Genomic DNA, 18732 nt, shown 5'->3' on the forward strand with positions numbered 1-18732 from the left:
ATGCATCGTGACGACCTGGCGACGCTGCAGCGTTTTGTTCGCGAAGTCACGGTGGATCGAAAGGTGGTCCGCTATCTGGTGGCGCTGGTCAATGCGACCCGCCAAGACACGCGGTTGCGGGTCGGTTGCAGTCCTCGCGGATCGAAGATGTTGCTGCGTGCGGCGCAGGCTCGGGCGGTGCTCGACCAACGCGATTACGTGTTGCCCGACGACATTCAAGAAGTCGCCGTCGCCGTGCTCGCCCACCGAGTTTCGATGCGCTCGGTGTCCACGTCATGGAATGATGCGGCGTCTGTGATCGACGAGCTGATGCGGCAGACGGAGGTGGTGGTGTGAGTGCGGACGTGTCGGTCAATCCGTCGGCTGCCCCCGGTGAGACGCTTGGCAGCCAGGGTAATGGCAGCCAGGGGAATGGCAGCCAGGAGTCGAGTAGCCAGGGGGGAATGGCTGGACGAGCGATGCGGCCGGAGGATGACCGCGGTCGGGGCGACCGTTTCAGCATCGCGTCGGGCAGAAAGTGGAGGCGAATGGCGCGCCGCGTGTTGCATGGTTTGGCGCGCATTGTGACCGCGCCGATTCGGGCCTACTTGTCGCTCCGCCGCAGCATGACCGTCGCTTCGGTGTCGGTGTTGTTGGCGTTGTTCATGACGCTCAATGTGATCTGGGGGTTTCCCTGGAACGGCATGATGGGCGCCGCGGTCGGGTTGCTGGTGGTCGGTTTCGCGATCAATCGAATCATGTGTCCGGGATTGAAGCTGAGCGTTTCGCTCCCCCGATCCGCCGTCGCCGGGCACCCGTTCTCGGTCAACGTTCGGCTGACCAATGCCAGGATGTTGCCGGCATTGAATCTTCGTGTCGGCTGGCACCGCGAAGGTGTCCGCGACATCTACCCTCGTCGCAGTGCAACGGCATGGGACGCCTCACCGCCGGTGTCGTTGGATCTTTTGCGGAGCGGCGACCAGATGCAATGGCACGGGGCGATGCGATTTCACGATCGAGGCATTCACGCGTTGCCCGACTTTCAAGTCGCATCCACGTTTCCGTTTTATTTGTTCCATTGTCGCCGTGGCATGGCCACCGACACCCAGATCGCGATCACGCCGGCACCGGCCCGTGATGACGATGATTCGACCACACGCGCGCTGCTCGCCGCGATCGGCGACTGGGCACAGCAACTCGTCGCCGGTGCCCCGGTGGAGTACGTCGGGAACCGAGAGTATGAAGTCGGTGTCCCGGTGCGGCGCTGGGATTTCGCCTCGTGGGCGCGGCTGGGGCGTCCGATCGTTCGCGAGTATCAATCTCCATCGATCCAGGCGGTGACTTTGATCGTCGACACGTCGCAGCGGCCGATCGACGAGCGTGCCGCATCACGCGCCCAACTGAAGCAGCGGAAACGCGAGGCGGAGGTCTTGTTTGAACGATTGATGTCGGTCACCGCGACCGCGATCGCCGAGATCACCAGTCGACGGGTGCAGCTTAATCTTTGTTTGACCCATGAGCCGGTCGTCGAACTCCCCTCGCGTTCGCTGGCCCAGCCGACCGAAGACGTCGAGCGGATGCTCGTTCGCTTGGCGGCCGCCACTCCGGTCGATCCACTCGTGGGTGAGGAACGTCTCCGCGAAGCGATCCAATCGATCCGGTCACAACCGACGTTGATTTTTTCGATGTTGGATCTCGGCGATCAAGAGCGTGCCGGACTCGCCGGCAACCTGCCCGGTCATGTGACCTACATGAGGATCCGACCTCCCAAACGCGAGGGCCACGAAGCACATTTGGGAGATGCAGATGATCGATAAACCGATCCATCGACGCAGTTCGCTGGTCGCTGCCGATCAATTGAACGATTCGCCGGCAAAGTTCTGGCTGTTGCCCGGGTTGTTGTTGGTCCAGGCGATCTTCGTGGGATCGGCGTTCGAAACGATGGCGATGACGTTGGGCGCGTTTGCGTTTGCCCTGCTCGTCGTCGGTTTTTTTCTTCAGGGGATCGGGCAGCGCGCGGCGGTTCGGGCAAAGTCTGCGTCACCGAACCGCCCCCCGGGGCTGTCTGACTCGCGTTGGCCGGCAACCCCGGCCGACGCCCACCACAAGGATCACCCGGGGACGCCCCCCGGCAGCGATCACCTGATGTTGTTGCGGAAATTTGCGATGTTGCCAGTCCTGTTGATCGTCAGCGGACTGGGGGTGTCGCTGCGAATCGTGCATCACATGTCGGGCAATCTGAATCCGGTCGCGATGGTCGTCGATTCCACGTCGCATCTGGCATTTCTGGTGATTGCGACGCTATGGGTGTTCTACCCGCGTCGCGGACATCCGGCGATGTTGGGCTGTGGTCTGTTGCTGGTTCTGACGACCGTGACCGGCGGTGGTGTCAGCCAAACGATCACCGGCCAATTGGTCGCCGCGCTGGCGACGGTGATCGCATTTTCATTCGGGGCCGACCACATCCTGCGGCGTTGGCAGAGCGATGGATCCAGGACGAGACGCAAGGTGGCGCAAGAACGATTTCCCAAGACGACTCCCCTGCCCCGATCCACGGTTTCGATCTCGACCCATTCGGATCAGGCGAGCGCCGGCCGCAGTACCTTGATCTATTCGGTGCTGGCGCTTTCGGTCTTGCTGATGTCCACCAGCGCCGCGGGGCACTTGGCCAACCACGTCGTGCCGGGGCTGCAGCTGGATTTTTTCGATCGCCTCTCTCAATCGCTCGAAGCGGTCACGGCCAACTCCATCATCGGTGGTTCTCGCTACGTCAGGGGCAGCAAGCTGGGGTCGGTCCGAAATCACATGATCGGAGATCCGGGCGAACCCGCCGTTCGCGCGTTTTCGGTCACCGCGCCCGGATATCTACGCGGCACGGTGTTCGATTTGTATCTCGATGGCCGATGGTCCACGGCCTCGTATCGCAACTTCACACGCGGGGTCGAGATCGATTCGATTCTGCCGCGAACCGCCAAGGTGGAGGGGCCCGGTGAGACGACTCTGGTCGTCAGCAAAGGTGCCAGCTTGGATCGATTTCACGTGTCAAAGAATCCGCCAGAAGAGGATTCGGATGAGGACTTGTTGGGCACGATCGAAGTTCACAATGAGCCGCTCAAAGGCCGACTGACCTTTACGGCACTCTCGACCGATTGGATCGAAGCGTCAACGTCCGGCGCGATGCTTTCGCATCACGACATGGTGATCAATGGAGTGGATTCTCGACAGCCCTACGTGTTGGGCATCCGCTCGGACGCACCGCGGGAAACACTAGATCCGCTACGCGAAGCAATCCTGCTGGAATTGCCGCGGCAATTGCGGAATGCCATTGCCCCGGTCGCGCGATCGGTTTGTGACGGACGGCTGACGGCCCGATCGAAAGCACGCGCCATCGAAGACTACTTCCAAGCCAATTATCGCTACTCCCTCAGTGGCGTGACGACACCGGCGAACGTCGATCCGATCGAACACTTCTTGAGTACCCAGCACCCGGCGCACTGCGAGTTTTTTGCCAGTGCCGCCGCCGTCATGCTTCGCGCCGAAGGCGTCCCGACGCGTTATGTGACCGGGTATGTCGTCACCGAACGGAGCGAAGGAGACGAGTATTGGCTGGCGAGGAATCGTGACGCCCACGCATGGGTGGAAGCGTACGATGAAATCAGCGAGCAATGGTTTCCCGTCGAGGCCACGGTCGGACGCACGTACCGAACGTTGATGACCGATGAAGGTTTGGCGGATACCGATGCCGGCGCCCAGGACGGTTTCTTGGATGGCGAGGAGGACCAGTCGCTGCTGGGGATGATCGTGGGACGTCTGTTGTCGTTTCGCGCGACCGATTCGTTGACGTTTCTGTTTCGCATCGCCCAGCTGCCACTGTTTTGCATCGTCGTTGGACTGCTCTGGATCCGCCAGCGCCAAAAACAAAGGGCCGGCAGTGATCCGATGGAATTCGAAAGTCGGCAAATGTTGCATCGGGTGGATCGAAAACTGCGCAAACACGCGCTGGTTCGTGATCGATCCGAAACCTTGCACCAGTTCGCGTCCAGGGTCGAGTCGGTCGCGGGCGAGCGACCCGAAGCGGCGAGCTTGTTGGCCCGCGCCGCGCAGTGGTATCGAGACTACGCCGCGGCTCGCTATCGCGGAAAGATGCCAACCCCGATGGATGTGACGGGCGGGTGAACGAGCGATTGGATTACAAACAAATCGATGCGGAAACGTTGCGGTTCCACGTCCGTGTCACGCCGGGCGCCAAAAAGGCCGGCGTCGGCGGCACCCACGACGGAGCGCTGAAGGTTGCCGTTCACACCGCGCCCGAGAATGGGAAAGCCAACCAGGCGGTCATCAAAGCGATCGCCAAGCAACTCGGGATCAGTAAAAGCCGGGTCGTGATCTTGGCCGGACAAACCGCGCGTGTGAAATCAATCGAAATCAACGGATTGGCCGCGGCCGAGGCAATCGAGCGACTGACGGCCTTGGCGTCGTCGCCGCTTCAATGAGGCCCTACGCATCAAGTTATCTACACATCGTTTGCATGTCAGATCTGTTGTGAGTAGATGGCTTCGGCCATCGGCCGTTTACATCCATAGACTTGGGCATCGCCCAAGGTCCGCAAACGAGAACGCGAACGATTGGCCAACGGCCATCAACAACTACCTCGTCAAACGCGAAGGTTGTGCATGGCCGTTGGCCAAATTGAACCTCATTGCGATGAGGTTCCTGGGGCGGCGCAACCCTCGCAAAGGCTCGGTTTGCTTGCCCCAGGCTATGGATATGCATGCCCTTTGGGCAAAAAGCGACTTGTGTAGATACCAACGTCCCAAGGGAGGGTGACCTCATTTTAACGACGAGCCGACGGCTTAACCTGGTGCCTATGCCTTGGACATCGCCCAAGGTCCGCTGATCGGTACAACCGGTACCATCGGCCAGATTCGCGAGTCGTTAGAGTTTCTCTTGCCCTATTCTGCTCCCTAAACGGACTCCTTTGCCTAATCAGCGTGCTAGGTTTTTTTGGCCCAGCGTTCAGCAAACTTCCAGCGAGAACCATCGCCAACGCTAACCGTCCCTGACCGCGATCGAAGTCGCAGACGGGGCCGGTCGCAACGCAACGCACGGGGCCGGATGGTTCGACTGTTTCCCAAGGAATCCAACGCATGCCTTCTTCGAAAGCCGACACGTCAGATCGCACTGAAAGCCGCAACGCATCTTCGAAAAGCAAACCTAACGAGACCGCCGGTGCGGACACGAGCGCGGCGGCCGAGCAGATCGTCACGCTTGATCGACGACGCCCCACCGCGGAACGTCGCGGCGGTGATCCGGATGCCCTGGACGTCGGTGTGATGAAAAGCCCGCGACGAAAAAAACAACGTCGCCGGCACATCGATCCGACCACCTGCGAACGCGACTATTCCGATCCGGAGATCGAGTTCATGCGTGCGATGGATGATTACAAGCGAAAGAGCGGACGCATGTTCCCGACGTGTAGCGAAGTTCTGGAAGTCGTTCGCGACCTCGGCTACTTTCGATTGACCGATCAGCAAATCGACCTGCTCGGTTTGGGAGAGGGCGACGACGAGGCAGTTGACGCGGTCGACGCGGATGAGTTCGAGGAAGAAGAAGCGGACGTCTAAGCGACGGCACCGCGGCATCGAAACATTCAACAGGGGCATCTGGCGATGGGGCAACGCCAGATGCCCTTTTTTTATTTCCCCCGAGCTTTCATGCCCGCCTTGAGCGTCTCGATGATCTCGTCGACGTCATAGATGCAACCGCCCCAGGCTCCGCCGCCGACCTGTTGCAGTGCCGCCCACAGACGTGTGTCCTCGGGCATCGCCGATTCGACCGCCAAATCAGGATGCGGCGAACGTTGCTCCAGCAAGGTCGCCGCCGGCGTGCCATCGGCTGATTCAATCAACTCGACGCGACCATCCAGGCTGTTGCGGTCGATCTCGATTTCGATCACATCACCGTCGCGGACTTTGGCGATCGGGCCGCCGGCCAACGCTTCCGGCCCGACATGACCGACACAGGCTCCCGTGCTGACACCGGAGAATCGGGCGTCGGTGACCAGCGCGACCTCTTTGCCGAACGACAGGTACTTGAGCGCCGAGGTGATTTGATAGGTTTCTTCCATACCGCATCCGAGCGGTCCGCGGCCGATCAACACGATGATGTCTCCGGCGACGATCGGTTTGCCTTGCTGGCCTTTGACCGCGGCGATCGCATCACGCTCGCTGGTGAAAACCCGCGCCGGACCGCGTTTCCGATAGACGTCGTCGTCATCGATCACACTGGGGTCGATGGACGTCGCTTTGATCACCGAGCCTTCGGGACAGAGGTTGCCGACCGGGAAACTGACCGTCGGGGTCAGCCCCTTGGCAGCCGCGTTGGCTGGTGGAACGATCACGTCGTCGGGATCCACGGCGTCGGACTCGGCCAGTCGTTGACGGCAAAACGCTCGGCGATCGCTGGATCGCCATTGATCCAAGATTTCGTCCCAAGTCATTCCGGTGACGGTCCGCGCGCTGGATTTCAATAATCCCAGTTCGCGCAGATGCCAGGCCACTTCCGGCACACCGCCGGCCAGGAAAAAACGAATCGTCGGATGGCCGACCGGGCCGTTGGGCAAGCAATCGACAAAGCGTGGGACCGATCGATTGATCCGGCGAAACATCTCCGCATCCGGGCGTTTCAATCCCGCGGCGGCGGCGATGGCGGGGATGTGCAGCAACAGGTTCGTGCTGCCCCCGACGGCGGCGTGAATCAACATCGCGTTGTATAGCGCGTCCTCGGTCAGGATCTCGCCCAACGTAGCACCGGCGGCAACCTGTTCCATCGCAACGTCGGCCGAGTCGCGCGCCATCTGGGTCCAGATCGGGCCGCCGCTGGGACCGAGTGCCGCGTGCGGAACGGTCATGCCCAATGCTTCAGCGACGACCTGACTGGTCGCGGCGGTGCCGAGGAATTGACACCCGCCACCGGGAGTGCCGCAGGCCCGGCAGCCTTCCAGCGATGCTTGTTCGAGCGTCATTTCACCTTTCGCGTAACGCGCGCCGATCGATTGGACTTTCCCCGCGTCTTCGCCGACCGTTGCGGGCAAGGTGACGCCACCGGGAACCAGCACGCTGGGCAAGTTCTTCGCCCCGGCCAAGGCCATCATCATCGCGGGCAGACCCTTGTCGCACGTCGCGATACCGATCACGGCCTTGCGTCGCGGCAGCGATCGGATCAGTCGTCGAAAAACAATCGCCGCATCGTTGCGGTACGGCAACGAATCAAACATCCCATGGGTACCTTGGCTACGGCCGTCACAGGGATCGCTGCAGTAGGCTGAAAACGGCACGGCGCCCCGCTCGGTCAACTGCTCGGCCGCCGCCCGCACCAACAAGCCGATCTCCCAGTGCCCGGTGTGGTAGCCGAGTGCCAGCGGCGTCCCGTCGTTCTCTCGCAGACCGCCTTGCGTGCTGAGGATCAAGTATTGATCGCCCAGCACTCGACGAGGGTCAAATCCCATGCCCACACTTTGCGTCAACCCGAACAGATCACCGGAAGACCACGTCCGCAAGATTTCGTCGGTCAGCGGCAGCGTTCCGGCCGGCCCGTCGGCGTGGGTGACGAGCGAATCGGGATCAGCGGGAGTGTCGAAGAAAGCTGGCACGGAATTATTATCGAGACAGGGATGGGGGCGATCGTGTAGCGCAGGCAGGCACTATACCAAACCAAGCCCTGCCGGGATTGGACGCGAGGCGTTCGACGACTCTGAGATCGCTGACTCTGAGATCGCTGACATGACCCCGCTGGGGTCAAAGCCAGTAGCCGGAGGTGAGCGAAGCGACACCTCCGGACATCCGGTCCCCCGTCAGACGCGACCCCGAAGGGTGTCGAAGCAAATGACGTCGGCGCCCTCGGACCCGGCCAGCCCGCACGCTCAAGCTCACCGATCGACTCGTTTACGAACGCGGACTGCTGCACCGCCGGCGGATTGATTCGCTGCGACCCGTCCGGGTCGAGGGGATTCTGGGGTCGTGTTCCCCGGAGGTGGCGCTGCGCTGACCTCCGGCTACTCGCTGAAATCCCTTCGGGATACTCGGATCGCTGACGCTCTCCGCTAACACCTGCAGGGCTCAACCCCCGAAACCCCTCCCCTACAGCTTCACCGTCACGGTTTTGCTTTCGGTGTAGGGCTTCAGTCCTTCTTCGCCGAGTTCGCGGCCGTAGCCGCTCATCTTGAACCCGCCGAAGGGGGCGGCGGCGTCGAACACGTCGTAGCAGTTGACCCAGATCGTGCCGGCTCGCACGCGGGCGGCGAAGTCGTGGGCGTTGGAGATGTCACGGGTCCAGACCGCAGCGGCCAAACCGTAGAACGTATTGTTCGCTCGGCGGATCATGTCGTCTTTGTCGTCAAACGTCAGCACGCTCATCACCGGTCCGAAGATTTCATCGGTCGCGATCGACATGTCATCTTGCACGTTGTCAAAGATCGTCGGCGCGATGAAGTAGCCGGTGTCGCCCACACGATCGCCCCCGGCGACACACTCGGCGCCTTCGTTCTTTCCTTTGTCGATGTAAGACATGATCTTGTCGAATTGTGCCTTGTCGACTTGCGGTCCCTGTTGGGTGTCCTCGGCGAACGGGTCGCCGACTTTTCGTTTCATCGTCAGCGCGGTCAGTTTTTCGACGAACTCATCGTGGCAACTCTTTTCCACGAACACGCGGCTACCGGCACAGCAGCATTGGCCTTGATTGAGGAACAGGCCGATGTAGGCACCTTCGACGGCGGCGTCCATGTCGGCGTCGGCGAAGACGACGTTGGGGCTTTTGCCGCCGAGTTCAAACGTCAGTCGTTTGAGTGTTTCGGCGGAATCGCGGGTGATGATTTGCGCGGTGCGATGTTCGCCGGTGAAGGCAATCTTGTCGATCAACGGATGTTTGACACAGGCCGCACCGGCGGTCGGTCCGAAACCGGGCACGATGTTGATCACGCCATCGGGGAATCCGACTTCTTTGGCCAGCTGCGCCATCCGCAAACAGGTCAGCGGAGTCTGTTCGGCCGGCTTCATCACCACCGTGCATCCGGCGGCCAACGCGGGTCCCCATTTCCAGGCCAGCATCAGCAGTGGGAAATTCCACGGAATGATTTGTCCGGCAACGCCGATCGGCTCGCGCCGCGTGTAACACAAATAATTTCCGCGAATCGGAATCGTGCTGCCGTGCAGTTTATCTGCGTAGCCGGCGTAGTACCGGATCGCGTCGATCGCCAGCGGCAAATCCGCGGTCAGACTGTCGTTGAGCGGCTTGCCGTTGTCGAGTGTTTCCAGCGCGGCCAACGCATGGATTTCCTGTTCCATCCGATCGGCCAACTGGTACAGCAAACGCCCGCGATCACGAGCGTCCATCTTGGGCCAAGCGCCGGAATCAAACGCGCGTCGGGCGGCCTTGGCGGCGGCGTCCACGTCGGCCGCGTCGCCTTCCGCAATCTGAGCGATCTCCTGTTCCGTTGCGGGGTTCAAGGTGGCGAACGTTTTTCCGCTGACCGCGGGAACCCATTTGCCATCAATAAAGCACTCGGTGTGTTTCACGTCGACTTCATTGGCCGATTTCGGTGCGGGTGAGAGTGTGGTGCTCATGGTGACCTCGGGCGGAAGGGGGGAATCGGTATCGGGACGGGAGGGAGTGTGTTTTACCGAATCGAATCGAGCCAAAGGGCGCTGAACTGCTCTTGACCTGATTTCTCCACCCATTTTAGGGTGATGATTGCCAGAGGGTAAACCGATAGCCGATGAAGGAATGTCGGCATGCGCCAACCAATTCGCCCGAGAAAAGGCTGCAAGGATGCAGAAACGAACGAAGCTCAAGCAACAGTTGTTGATCGCCGGTTGCGCCGGCATGATTGTCACGGCCAGCGGCTGCCGCAGCGCCATGCCCAAATGGAACATGTTCAGTTGGCGCAGTGCACCCTCGGCCGAAGCGCTCGCCGGTGCCGGTCCAACCGTCACCTACCCCGCGCCTCCCGGTGAATCCGCAACGCCCGAAGCGATCGCATCGGTCGCCGGCGGAACCAGCGGACCGTCAACACAGAACGTGATCGCGGCATCCGCCCAATCACCCAGTTCGCCCGTGACGGGCTTTGACGCGGTCGCCGCGGCCAACCGCACCGCATCGTCGACCAACCGGGCCGCCGCCCAAGCGAACGGCTTTAACGTCGCATCAAACCCATCAGCCGGCGGAGTGTCTGCAGCCAAATTGCCCGGCTATCCGAATCCCGATGCCGCTGCCCCGGGCAATCATTCTTCCGTTCCGGCGATCCCCGCCGGCTACCAATTCGGCACCAATGCGAAGTCGGCGGCGCGGCCCGAGGCTGCAGCCAGCAGCCGTTATGCGATGCCGTCGTCCTACCCGGCACCCGGTGTCCCTGAGTCCGGATCGGGCTCCGCATCCGGCTACACCCTGCCTGGCGGCTCCAGTCCCGGTGCAAGTTCCTCGCCCTCTTCCGGCGCGGGCGGTTTCGGTTTGCCTTCGGCCGGCGCATCGAGCTCGGCAACGTCGCCCGGTGGGTTTGCGTTGCCCGATTCGATGATCAACACGGTCAAGGCAGCTGCATCCGGTGCTTCCGCGACGGGCCCAACCCAGTCACAGCCGTTCACGCCCAAGCCATCGACAACCAGCGGGACGGCGACGCAATCGATCGCCGGATCGACAACCAACTCGGGGTTCAGTCTGCCTGGTGACGCCACGCCGTCGGCGCCAGCGAATGGTTCTGCGACAGCGAATCGCAGCGCGTCGGCACCCTCGTTTTCCACCGCCAGCGCGTCGCTGGCACCGTCTGCCAATGGATCGTTCCGATCGAATTCCGGCAGCGAATATGCCCCCGGCAGCACTGCCGGATCGGGCTCTTACCCGACCACCAGCGGTTATCCGAGTACGGGGACCGACGGAAGCTTTTACCGGTAATCAGTCCGATGAACTTGATGATCTACCTCGCGACATGGTCCGCCGTGTCGCTCTCGGCGGCCACGTTCTCGGCGAGCGGGATTTTGCCGGGCGGCCGCGATTCCAACACGACCGTGGCGGAAGTAGATCTGGTCGAGTTGAACCACTTTCTGGACGACCATGGCCGCGAAGTGTTTCGCCAAGTCGTCTTTTTTGACTGGTCCCGAAAGAACCGCCAATTCGAAGTCCGCGCCTGGCGGTTGGTCAAGCATCCCTCGCAACTGCCGCGCCAGGTCGACCAGTCATCGACGTACCTGGTCCGCTGGCAAGACAAATCGATCACGCGTCAGGTGCGCGCCAAGTCGATGCGCGAGACGTGGAGCCAAGAGGACCCGGAGCGAGTCAACCGCGCGATCTTGCCGGAAAATCAGCGCCGACCCCTGTGGCCGACGAACTAGCGTCTTTGCAGGTGCTTCGCCCAAAGGGCATGCACATCCACAGCCTGGGGTCAGGGAACGAGCGCCGCGGAGTGACCGCCACCGCAGGAAAGCTGCGTTCAGCCTTCGACGTCGATGCCCATGCTGCGGGCGGTGCCTTCGATCATTCGGACCGCTTGGTCCATGCTGCGGGCGTTCAGGTCGGCCATCTTCTTGGTGGCGATGTCTTCGCACTGGGCACGGGTGACCTTGGCGACTTTGTTGACATTCGGCACACCGCTTCCCTTGGCGATTCCGGCGGCCTGCTTCAGCAGCGAGGCTGCCGGCGGGCTTTTGGTGATGAAGTCAAAGCTGCGGTCGTTGTAGACCGTGACGATGACCGGGATCGGGGTTCCGTTGTATTCTTTGGTGCGATCGTTGAACGCTTGGACGAACTGTCCCAGGTTCACGCCGAACTTACCCAAGGACGTACCGACGGGAGGGGCCGGAGTGGCTTGACCGCCGGGAACTTGAAACTTTGCCTGTCCTGTAACTTGCTTTGCCATGATCGGATGATTGGTATGATTTTGAGTTGACTGAGTGGTTCGGCGTTAGGTTAACTACACCGGTTCGACTTGCCAGTGATCCAATTCCATAGGAACGCTGCGGCCGAAAATATTGATGATCACAGTGATGCGGCCGTTGGCTTCATCGACGGCGTCGACATCACCTTCTTGGTTTTCAAAATTCCCTTCCTTGACCCGCACACGATCGCCGACTTTGAACGGGATCGCGGTTTTGATCGGGGCTTCTTCTTCGTCCTCGGCGATCGGCCGGTTGATGAACCGATCCACATCCGCCGGGTCCATCGGCATCGGCTTGCCCGCCGAACCGGTAAAGTCGCTGATCCCGCCGGTTTCGCGGACCAGGAACCAGGTGTCGTCGTTGATGGCCATGCGGGCCATGATGTAACCGGGCAAAAGCTTTCGTTTGGTGATCCGCTTTTTCCCGTCTCGGGTGAACGTGGCAATGTCTTCGCTGGGGACGACCACGTCACCGAAGTATTCTTCCATCCCTTCCATCGCGATTTTCTTTCGCAGTGCGTCGGCGATGGAATCTTCGCGGTTGAACGCGACTTTTAGGATGTACCAATCCATTTCGATGTCGCCGCTGGGGGCGTCGTCATCATCGTCGTCGCTGTCCAGGAAGACTTCGCCGGTCGATTCACTGGTTGATTCACTGGCCGCTTCGGCGGTTTCGGCTTCCTGAGCCTCGTTTTCCTCGGCGCCAGCGTCCGCGGAATCGTTTTCCTCAAGCACTTCACTGGACTCGTCAATCACTTCAGAGTCATCGGTGTTGGGAGATTTGGATTCGTCGGTCATTGGAACACTGGAAACGGCTGGGAGCGTAAAACGTGAAAAGCGGCGGGCGAGAGGTGCGGCGACCGACCAGATTGCAAATCTACCAGCAAATCGCCTCAGAGCAATCGGCTATGCGGTCGCCCACAGGGCATCGAAGAAAGCTTGCCAGAAGACGTCGAACAGGAACAGGGAAATCGCCAGGATCGCGATCGTCACGATCACGACGACCGAAGCCCGTTTGACCTCGTCGCGGCTGGGCCACGTCACCTTTTTCATTTCCGCTTCGACGGCGATCAGAAAATCGGCAAAGCGTGGCCAGTTGATCAGCCGAAAACCGATCCACAGCCCGGCCAGCAAGATGCCCGCGGGGATGCCCACCGCGATCGCCTTGTTGGAGGTGGACCCGTCCAGGGTGGCGTAAAGACGCCACGCCCCGAGTGCAACGATCAGCCAGATTGCCAGAACGGTCAACTGGCGGACGATGCGGCCTTGGTTCGGTTTGTATACGGAAGCGTGGAACAGTTCGCTTGATAGCGAACTTCCACTCGGGGCGGTACTCGCTTTGCTCCCGGCGATGTCTCGAGACACTCGATTGTCCTTACGTTCGGATCGGCCGGCTCATTCGGGCCGGCTTTTGTCAGCCAGTGTGGACGGAGGACCCGTTGCCTCCGCGGAAAGGCTCATCGTACATCCGCTCCCGGTCTTGGCACCAGAGCAGCGTGAAAAGCCGAAAATCAAAGCAGGAGTGGAGGGACTTGAACCCGCAACCGCTGGTTTTGGAAACCAGTGCTCTGCCAATTGAGCTACACTCCTTCGCTGCGGCCGAACCGAAATTCGGCTTCGCGTAGTTTAAAGCAGAGAACCAACGACCCGACAGGCGGTTCGTTGGTTCTCGCGTTATTTTTCATCGAGTTTGGCGTCCCAAACAGGTGCCAAACGGTCCCGATTCGGGGACTACTCGACGATTTTGGTCACAACGCCCGAACCGACCGTTCGGCCACCTTCGCGGATAGCGAAGCGGACGCCATCGTCCATGGCGATCGGCTTGTGCAGTTCGACGGTGACTTTGACGTTGTCGCCGGGCATGCACATTTCCGCACCTTCCAGGTTGGCGGTGCCGGTCACGTCGGTGGTTCGGAAGTAGAACTGGGGACGGTAACCGCTGAAGAACGGCGTGTGGCGTCCGCCTTCGTCTTTGCTCAAGCAGTAGACTTCGGCTTCGAACTTGGTGTGCGGGGTGATCGAGCCCGGCTTGGCCAAAACTTGGCCACGCTGGATTTCTTCACGCTTGATACCGCGGAGCAGGCAGCCGACGTTGTCTCCGGCACGTCCTTCGGTCATTTCCTTGCGGAACATTTCGACGCCGGTGCAGGTCGTTTTGGCCGAGTTCGGGCCGAGGCCGACGATTTCGACTTCTTCGCCGACCTTGATCACGCCACGCTCGATCCGACCGGTCGCGACCGTTCCACGACCTTCGATCGAGAACACGTCTTCGATGGCCATCAGGAACGGCTTGTCGTCTTCGCGGACGGGCTCGGGGATGTATTCATCCAACGCTTCCATCAGCTCGGTGATGCACTTGCTGGCTTCCGGATCGCTGGGGTTGTTGTAGGCCGGCAGTGACGATCCGCGGATCACGGGGACGTCGTCGCCCGGGAAGTCGTACTTGCTGAGCAGTTCACGAGCTTCCAGTTCAACCAACTCCAACAACTCCTCGTCGTCGACCAGGTCGCACTTGTTGAGGAAGATGACGATGTAAGGAACGCCGACCTGGCGGGCCAGGAGCACGTGCTCCTTGGTTTGCGGCATCGGGCCGTCGGCGGCCGACACCACCAGGATCGCACCGTCCATCTGGGCGGCACCGGTGATCATGTTCTTGACAAAGTCAGCGTGGCCCGGGCAGTCGATGTGGGCGTAGTGACGATTGTCCGATTCGTACTCGACGTGGGCGACCGCGATGGTCACCGTCTTGGTTGCGTCACGCACGGTACCGCCCTTGGCGATATCCGAATATCCCTTGGCTTGTGCCAAGCCTTTGGCGGCTTGGACTGCCAGGATTGCACCCGTCGTCGTTGTTTTACCGTGGTCAATGTGCCCAATCGTGCCGACGTTCACGTGGGGCTTGGTCCGTTCAAATGTTGCCTTGGCCATTTCTAACTCACCTGCGTCAGATCGTTCTTGCTACTTGTCTGGGGATACGCCCCTGACGAGCCCTCTCGAGTGGTGACCGTGTTCACACCCACGGTGGTTCACCGACCCAGCGGTCGCGACGATCCGACTTTGTTCTTCTAAACAGACAGAAAATCGTATCCAAGAACGCCCACCAAGGACGTCCCGGTTGTTGCTTCAGTACTCCCGCCAGAGAAGGCAATCATCAGTGCCGCTGGCGAGGGTGCGTAGTTGTTGCGAAAAGTCGCGTCGCTTGCAATTGCTGATTGCAAAAAATCAGCAAGATCCGCACCAACTTTCCAGATTCTCAGTTCCAGACGCTCAAGCTGCTGATGGGACTTGAACCCATGACCTCTTCCTTACCAAGGAAGTGCTCTACCACTGAGCTACAGCAGCGACGCTCAGAGCGGGTGAAGGGAATCGAACCCTCGTATTCAGCTTGGAAGGCTGCTGCACTACCATTGTGCTACACCCGCTTGTCGTGCTCGGGGCTTGGCCACCCCTCGACACGGTTCTCAGATTCGGAGATCGCGTCCTCTCTCATCATTCAGTGGGGGCTATTGGATTCGAACCAATGTAGGCGTAGCCAGCGGATTTACAGTCCGCCCCCTTTAACCACTCGGGCAAACCCCCTCAACGTTTATCGTGTTGTCTTACTCTTGTTGCTCGTCCGGTTCCTGTAAAAACTTGTCTGGAGTGTTCGTCGCGAAGTTTGTCGTTTCAAGCCGTCAGTGGCAAGGTGGCCAGGGCTTCGGTTGGGAACTTCCGGGTTGTCTAGTGGTCGGTGGTCTGGTGGTCGATGCCCAGGCCGGGAATCCCGTGCCAGAGCCAGCGGAGGGATTCGAACCCACGACCGGCTGATTACAAATCAGCTGCTCTGCCAACTGAGCTACGCTGGCGATTCGACCGCCCTGCCGCCAGGTTGTTCTTCCTAGCACTGCCTTTTTCCCCGCGCCGATGCCAAGCATCCATCGCTGGGAGACGGCAGAGTTTAGCAATCGATCGTTCTGGGGCAAGCCGGATTTGACCTCTCCGGTGCTCAAACACCCAGATCGACCTGATTCGCCGGACCGCGACAGGTTCCTCTGGATCCGGTCTCGCTGACATCTGGACAGTCCGCTGAACACTTCGGTTCGCTGCGTGAAGCACTCTTTCGGCCATCTGATCGCCGATCATGAGGCAATTCGGCGGTTTCAGCGGCCGAATTCAACGACCTCGCGATCGGCGGCCAAACTGACGCAGGTTTGACGCCCCCGCAGCGCCTCGGTGACCTCGCGAAGCATCAGTTCCGGCTCGGCGTCGATCGGATTGACGTGCGTCAGCATCAGATGCTTGGGCGCCGACGCCTGGGCGATTTTGGCCAGCCGGCTGCTCCAGGTGTGCCCCGTCTTGTTGGCCCACTCCGAGCTGGCGTCGGAAAAATAGCACTCGTGCATCAGCAGATCCGCCCCGGCGTTCCACTTGATCGCTTCCCCGCTGTCGTCCCCGGTCGTGTCGGTCAAATACAACAGCCGCGTCCCATCGAGCCAATCCAGTCGATACCCGACGGACATGCCCGGGTGCTGTTGAGGTCGCCAGCGGATCGTGCAGTCGCCGATCGTGAATTCGGGCAACGCGTCGATTTCCCGATATTCCGCCTGAATCGGTACCGGAAACAACAGATCTGAAAACAGGTGCTGCTCGATTGCCGCCAGCTTTTCTTTCTCGCCCCAGATTCGCAGCCGATCGACGGGCCGTTGATACAACACATCCAGCAAGAACGTCAGACCGGCGACATGATCCAGGTGGGCGTGGCTGAGCAGGATGTCCAGCGTCGGCGTCTCAATCAATTCGGCCAACCGAAACAGCCCCGTGCCGGCATCCAAGACAATTCCGCTCTCGGGCAAAAAGTAGCAGCTCGTGTGCCGATCCTCGTTGGGGTGATACCCGGCAGTTCCGAGGCAATGCAGTTGCATGATCGACTGTGCTGGCGGTTCGGGAGAGCGAAAAAAGCTGGCGTCGGCGTCAATTGTAGTGCAAGCGACGCCCGCGTTGCTATCTCTGCCCCCGTTTCCTCTCCGCCCGCGTCAGCTCGTACAGCAGGATCGCGGCGGCCACCGAGACGTTCAAACTGTCGACCAGCGGTCCGCACCCCGGGGCGGTGGGCATGGGAATCGTCACCCGTTCGCTCGCCGCACGCTGCACTTCCTCCGGCAACCCCTGGGCTTCATTGCCCATCACCAGGACCGTCGGCTGTGCGTCGATGGAAACCTCGCCGATCGCAATCGAATCGGCCGCCAACGTCGACGCCAGGCTGACCACCCCTTGGTCGGCCAGAGACCGTAAATCGCGGGCCGGATCGCTCATCACCAGCCAACGCATGCCCAGCACCGCTCCCATGCTGACCCGCATCGCCCGCCGAGAAAACGGGTCGACCGAGCGGTGATCGATCAAGATCTGTCGGATCCCCAATGCCGCCGCCGAACGCACCATGCTGCCCAGATTCTCCATGTCGGTCGTGTGGACGAGCGCCAGGGAGACCGGATCGGGGCGGAAATCATCGATCCCGCCGAGCGGTTTTCGCGACGCACTGGCCAGGAAGCCGCGGTGGAAATCGAACCCGGCCAGCTGACGCATCTGGTCGCGGGAAACGGCATAGACCGGTGTTCCAACAGCCACCTCACCCAACGCGCCCAAATCGCGGCCCTGTTCGACCACCACCGATCGCACGCCAAAATCGCTGGCGATCAATCGGCCCGTGATCAGTTGCCCCTCGACGACGAAGTGTGTCGCGTTCAACACGCGCCCGGTCGGCCGACGCTTCAAGTCGCGAAAGTCCGACAGGCGGGGATCGTCGGCCGAATCGATCGGGATCGGCTGGATCAGAGGGTGGCTTCGTGTCATACGACGAGTGCTTCGTCAACGATTGGATTGCGGTTGCCGCGGAAAAGGGGGCAGGTACCAAAAATGCGAAGCACCCGTTGGGCCATTTGGTTTTTGGTACCTGACCCCTTTTCCGCTTTCGTGTCCATCGGCTACGGCGTGAACACAAGCCGCTGCATCTTCGCCGGAATGCCTTCGCTGGTCACCCACACCCGCCCCTTGCCGTCGACCGCGATCGCTTCGACTTGCTTCAGCTTTGGTAATTCAAAAATGTCGGGGATCTGCCGCAGACGAGTTTCCAGCGGAATGCGTTTGGAAGCGGGGAAGCGATAGGCTTGAAGGTAATTTGAGATCCAGAGGTCTCCCGTCAGCGGACAAAAATCCATGCCGGTCGCAAGCGGGATCGCGAGTGTCTGGATCGGCTTGGCTTCCAGTTCGATCACCGAAGGGCCCACTGCCGACCGATCGCCTTTGGGACGCTCGGGCAACGGGATCTCGTACATCGTCGCGAGCAACGGCGACTTGCCCAGCATCAAAATCCGTCGCCGGCGGACATCGACCGCGACGGATTCACAGTTCCGTGGTCCGCCCGGGTAGCGAATCACCAGGTGCTGGAACGAATTGACGAATGTCCTTTTGCGAGGATCCGGCTCGTCGAACAAGTACAGCGAAACCGATTTGCGCTGGGCATCGTTGTCGCCCACGTCGGCAACGAGTAACCGAGCCCCGCCGTCGTCGAACGAAGCCATGTCTTCCCAGTCATGCGCCGCAACCCCACGCAGCACCAGCCGTCCACAATACTTGCCGCTGGTGGTGAACGCGTACAGCCTCGCTTTGTCGCCGGAATCGTTGTGCGACCAAACGCATTGTGGAGCGACGTGGGAAAACGCCAGGCCGCTGCTTTCGGTCAGTAACGGGGCGTCGAGTTCCAGAAACGCGTGCCCCGCCACAACGGCTTCGTTCTTCGGTTCCCAGGCGTGGATGTTCGCCGGCGTCAAACAAACAAACCCCGGTAGCCAGAC

The 18732-nt window shown here is 60.7% G+C and carries 16 protein-coding genes and 5 tRNA genes; 7 read left to right on the forward strand and 14 right to left on the reverse strand.

Features of this window, described 5'->3' with window-relative positions; all coding sequences use genetic code 11:
* From ABX749_RS02315 to ABX749_RS02335, 5 genes are all read left to right on the forward strand, one after another.
* A partial coding sequence (locus tag ABX749_RS02315) for an AAA family ATPase (RefSeq protein ID WP_372894591.1) occupies positions 1-336 on the forward strand: 336 nt, incomplete at its 5' end.
* Positions 333-1796 (forward strand): DUF58 domain-containing protein, encoded by a 1464-nt coding sequence (locus ABX749_RS02320; RefSeq protein WP_372894592.1) that lies wholly within the window; start codon positions 333-335, stop codon positions 1794-1796. The genes ABX749_RS02315 and ABX749_RS02320, both read left to right, overlap by 4 nt.
* Entirely contained in the window at positions 1786-4155 is a 2370-nt protein-coding gene (locus ABX749_RS02325) for a DUF4129 domain-containing transglutaminase family protein (protein ID WP_372894593.1), read from the forward strand. Before ABX749_RS02320 ends, ABX749_RS02325 begins: the two co-directional genes overlap by 11 nt.
* Positions 4152-4472, forward strand: coding sequence for a DUF167 domain-containing protein (locus ABX749_RS02330; RefSeq protein WP_372894594.1), 321 nt, complete (start codon positions 4152-4154; stop codon positions 4470-4472). The genes ABX749_RS02325 and ABX749_RS02330 overlap by 4 nt, the downstream gene beginning before the upstream one ends.
* A 654-nt stretch (positions 4473-5126) precedes the next feature.
* Positions 5127-5603: a hypothetical protein gene (locus ABX749_RS02335; RefSeq protein WP_372894595.1), complete on the forward strand. Its 477-nt coding sequence runs from the start codon at positions 5127-5129 to the stop codon at positions 5601-5603.
* Positions 5604-5674: 71 nt separating this feature from the next.
* On the opposite strand, the gene ABX749_RS02340 is transcribed toward ABX749_RS02335, so the two are convergent.
* Together ABX749_RS02340 and ABX749_RS02345 are read right to left on the reverse strand one after the other, a co-directional pair.
* A complete protein-coding gene (locus tag ABX749_RS02340) occupies positions 5675-7630 on the reverse strand; it encodes a YjhG/YagF family D-xylonate dehydratase (RefSeq protein WP_372894596.1) in 1956 nt (651 codons plus the stop codon).
* A 487-nt stretch (positions 7631-8117) separates the two neighbouring features.
* The gene (locus ABX749_RS02345; RefSeq protein WP_145218169.1) at positions 8118-9599 is read right to left on the reverse strand and encodes an aldehyde dehydrogenase family protein; all 1482 of its coding nucleotides are present in this window, start codon (positions 9597-9599) and stop codon (positions 8118-8120) included.
* A gap of 205 nt (positions 9600-9804) precedes the next feature.
* Between ABX749_RS02345 and ABX749_RS02350 the strand changes: the two genes are divergently transcribed.
* Positions 9805-10923, forward strand: coding sequence for a hypothetical protein (locus ABX749_RS02350; protein WP_372894597.1), 1119 nt, complete (start codon positions 9805-9807; stop codon positions 10921-10923).
* A gap of 8 nt (positions 10924-10931) precedes the next feature.
* Complete coding sequence (locus ABX749_RS02355) at positions 10932-11360, forward strand: hypothetical protein (RefSeq protein ID WP_145218173.1); 429 nt, start codon at positions 10932-10934, stop codon at positions 11358-11360.
* Between the two features lie 98 nt (positions 11361-11458).
* Here ABX749_RS02355 and rplK read toward each other — a convergent pair whose 3' ends face one another.
* The 12 genes from rplK to ABX749_RS02415 form a co-directional block, all read right to left on the reverse strand.
* Positions 11459-11884, reverse strand: coding sequence for a 50S ribosomal protein L11 (rplK, locus tag ABX749_RS02360; protein WP_095740494.1), 426 nt, complete (start codon positions 11882-11884; stop codon positions 11459-11461).
* Between the two features lie 54 nt (positions 11885-11938).
* The gene (gene nusG / locus ABX749_RS02365; protein ID WP_372894598.1) at positions 11939-12700 is read right to left on the reverse strand and encodes a transcription termination/antitermination protein NusG; all 762 of its coding nucleotides are present in this window, start codon (positions 12698-12700) and stop codon (positions 11939-11941) included.
* A gap of 108 nt (positions 12701-12808) precedes the next feature.
* Positions 12809-13267, reverse strand: coding sequence for a preprotein translocase subunit SecE (gene secE, locus ABX749_RS02370; RefSeq protein WP_145218175.1), 459 nt, complete (start codon positions 13265-13267; stop codon positions 12809-12811).
* Positions 13268-13419: 152 nt separating this feature from the next.
* Positions 13420-13492 (reverse strand) — tRNA-Trp (locus tag ABX749_RS02375).
* A 141-nt stretch (positions 13493-13633) separates the two neighbouring features.
* Positions 13634-14830 carry an elongation factor Tu gene (tuf, locus tag ABX749_RS02380; protein WP_145218177.1) on the reverse strand — a complete coding sequence of 399 codons (1197 nt, stop codon included), beginning with the start codon at positions 14828-14830 and terminating at the stop codon, positions 13634-13636.
* Between the two features lie 342 nt (positions 14831-15172).
* Positions 15173-15244: transfer RNA gene (locus ABX749_RS02385), tRNA-Thr, on the reverse strand.
* A 9-nt stretch (positions 15245-15253) separates the two neighbouring features.
* Positions 15254-15324: transfer RNA gene (locus tag ABX749_RS02390), tRNA-Gly, on the reverse strand.
* 75 nt (positions 15325-15399) lie between these two features.
* Positions 15400-15481 (reverse strand) — tRNA-Tyr (locus ABX749_RS02395).
* Positions 15482-15674: 193 nt separating this feature from the next.
* Positions 15675-15747, reverse strand: a tRNA-Thr gene (locus tag ABX749_RS02400).
* 294 nt (positions 15748-16041) lie between these two features.
* On the reverse strand, positions 16042-16803 hold the full coding sequence (locus tag ABX749_RS02405) for an MBL fold metallo-hydrolase (RefSeq protein ID WP_145218179.1): 762 nt from the start codon (positions 16801-16803) through the stop codon (positions 16042-16044).
* 79 nt (positions 16804-16882) lie between these two features.
* Positions 16883-17731: an RNA methyltransferase gene (locus ABX749_RS02410; RefSeq protein ID WP_145218181.1), complete on the reverse strand. Its 849-nt coding sequence runs from the start codon at positions 17729-17731 to the stop codon at positions 16883-16885.
* A gap of 131 nt (positions 17732-17862) precedes the next feature.
* On the reverse strand, positions 17863-18732 hold an 870-nt coding region (locus tag ABX749_RS02415), incomplete at its 5' end, for a hypothetical protein (protein WP_372894599.1).

Source organism: Stieleria sp. (assembly GCF_041595215.1).
Classification (GTDB): domain Bacteria; phylum Planctomycetota; class Planctomycetia; order Pirellulales; family Pirellulaceae; genus Stieleria; species Stieleria magnilauensis.

What these genes read in the sequence shown, in the direction of transcription:
- ABX749_RS02345 (WP_145218169.1), bottom strand. Translation starts at nt 9,599, where the DNA reads ATGAGCACCACACTCTCACCCGCACCGAAATCGGCCAATGAAGTCGAC.
- ABX749_RS02325 (WP_372894593.1), top strand. Translation starts at nt 1,786, where the DNA reads ATGATCGATAAACCGATCCATCGACGCAGTTCGCTGGTCGCTGCCGAT.
- ABX749_RS02355 (WP_145218173.1), top strand. Translation starts at nt 10,932, where the DNA reads ATGAACTTGATGATCTACCTCGCGACATGGTCCGCCGTGTCGCTCTCG.
- ABX749_RS02410 (WP_145218181.1), bottom strand. Translation starts at nt 17,731, where the DNA reads ATGACACGAAGCCACCCTCTGATCCAGCCGATCCCGATCGATTCGGCC.
- ABX749_RS02405 (WP_145218179.1), bottom strand. Translation starts at nt 16,803, where the DNA reads ATGCAACTGCATTGCCTCGGAACTGCCGGGTATCACCCCAACGAGGAT.
- ABX749_RS02335 (WP_372894595.1), top strand. Translation starts at nt 5,127, where the DNA reads ATGCCTTCTTCGAAAGCCGACACGTCAGATCGCACTGAAAGCCGCAAC.
- ABX749_RS02350 (WP_372894597.1), top strand. Translation starts at nt 9,805, where the DNA reads ATGCAGAAACGAACGAAGCTCAAGCAACAGTTGTTGATCGCCGGTTGC.
- tuf (WP_145218177.1), bottom strand. Translation starts at nt 14,830, where the DNA reads ATGGCCAAGGCAACATTTGAACGGACCAAGCCCCACGTGAACGTCGGC.
- nusG (WP_372894598.1), bottom strand. Translation starts at nt 12,700, where the DNA reads ATGACCGACGAATCCAAATCTCCCAACACCGATGACTCTGAAGTGATT.
- rplK (WP_095740494.1), bottom strand. Translation starts at nt 11,884, where the DNA reads ATGGCAAAGCAAGTTACAGGACAGGCAAAGTTTCAAGTTCCCGGCGGT.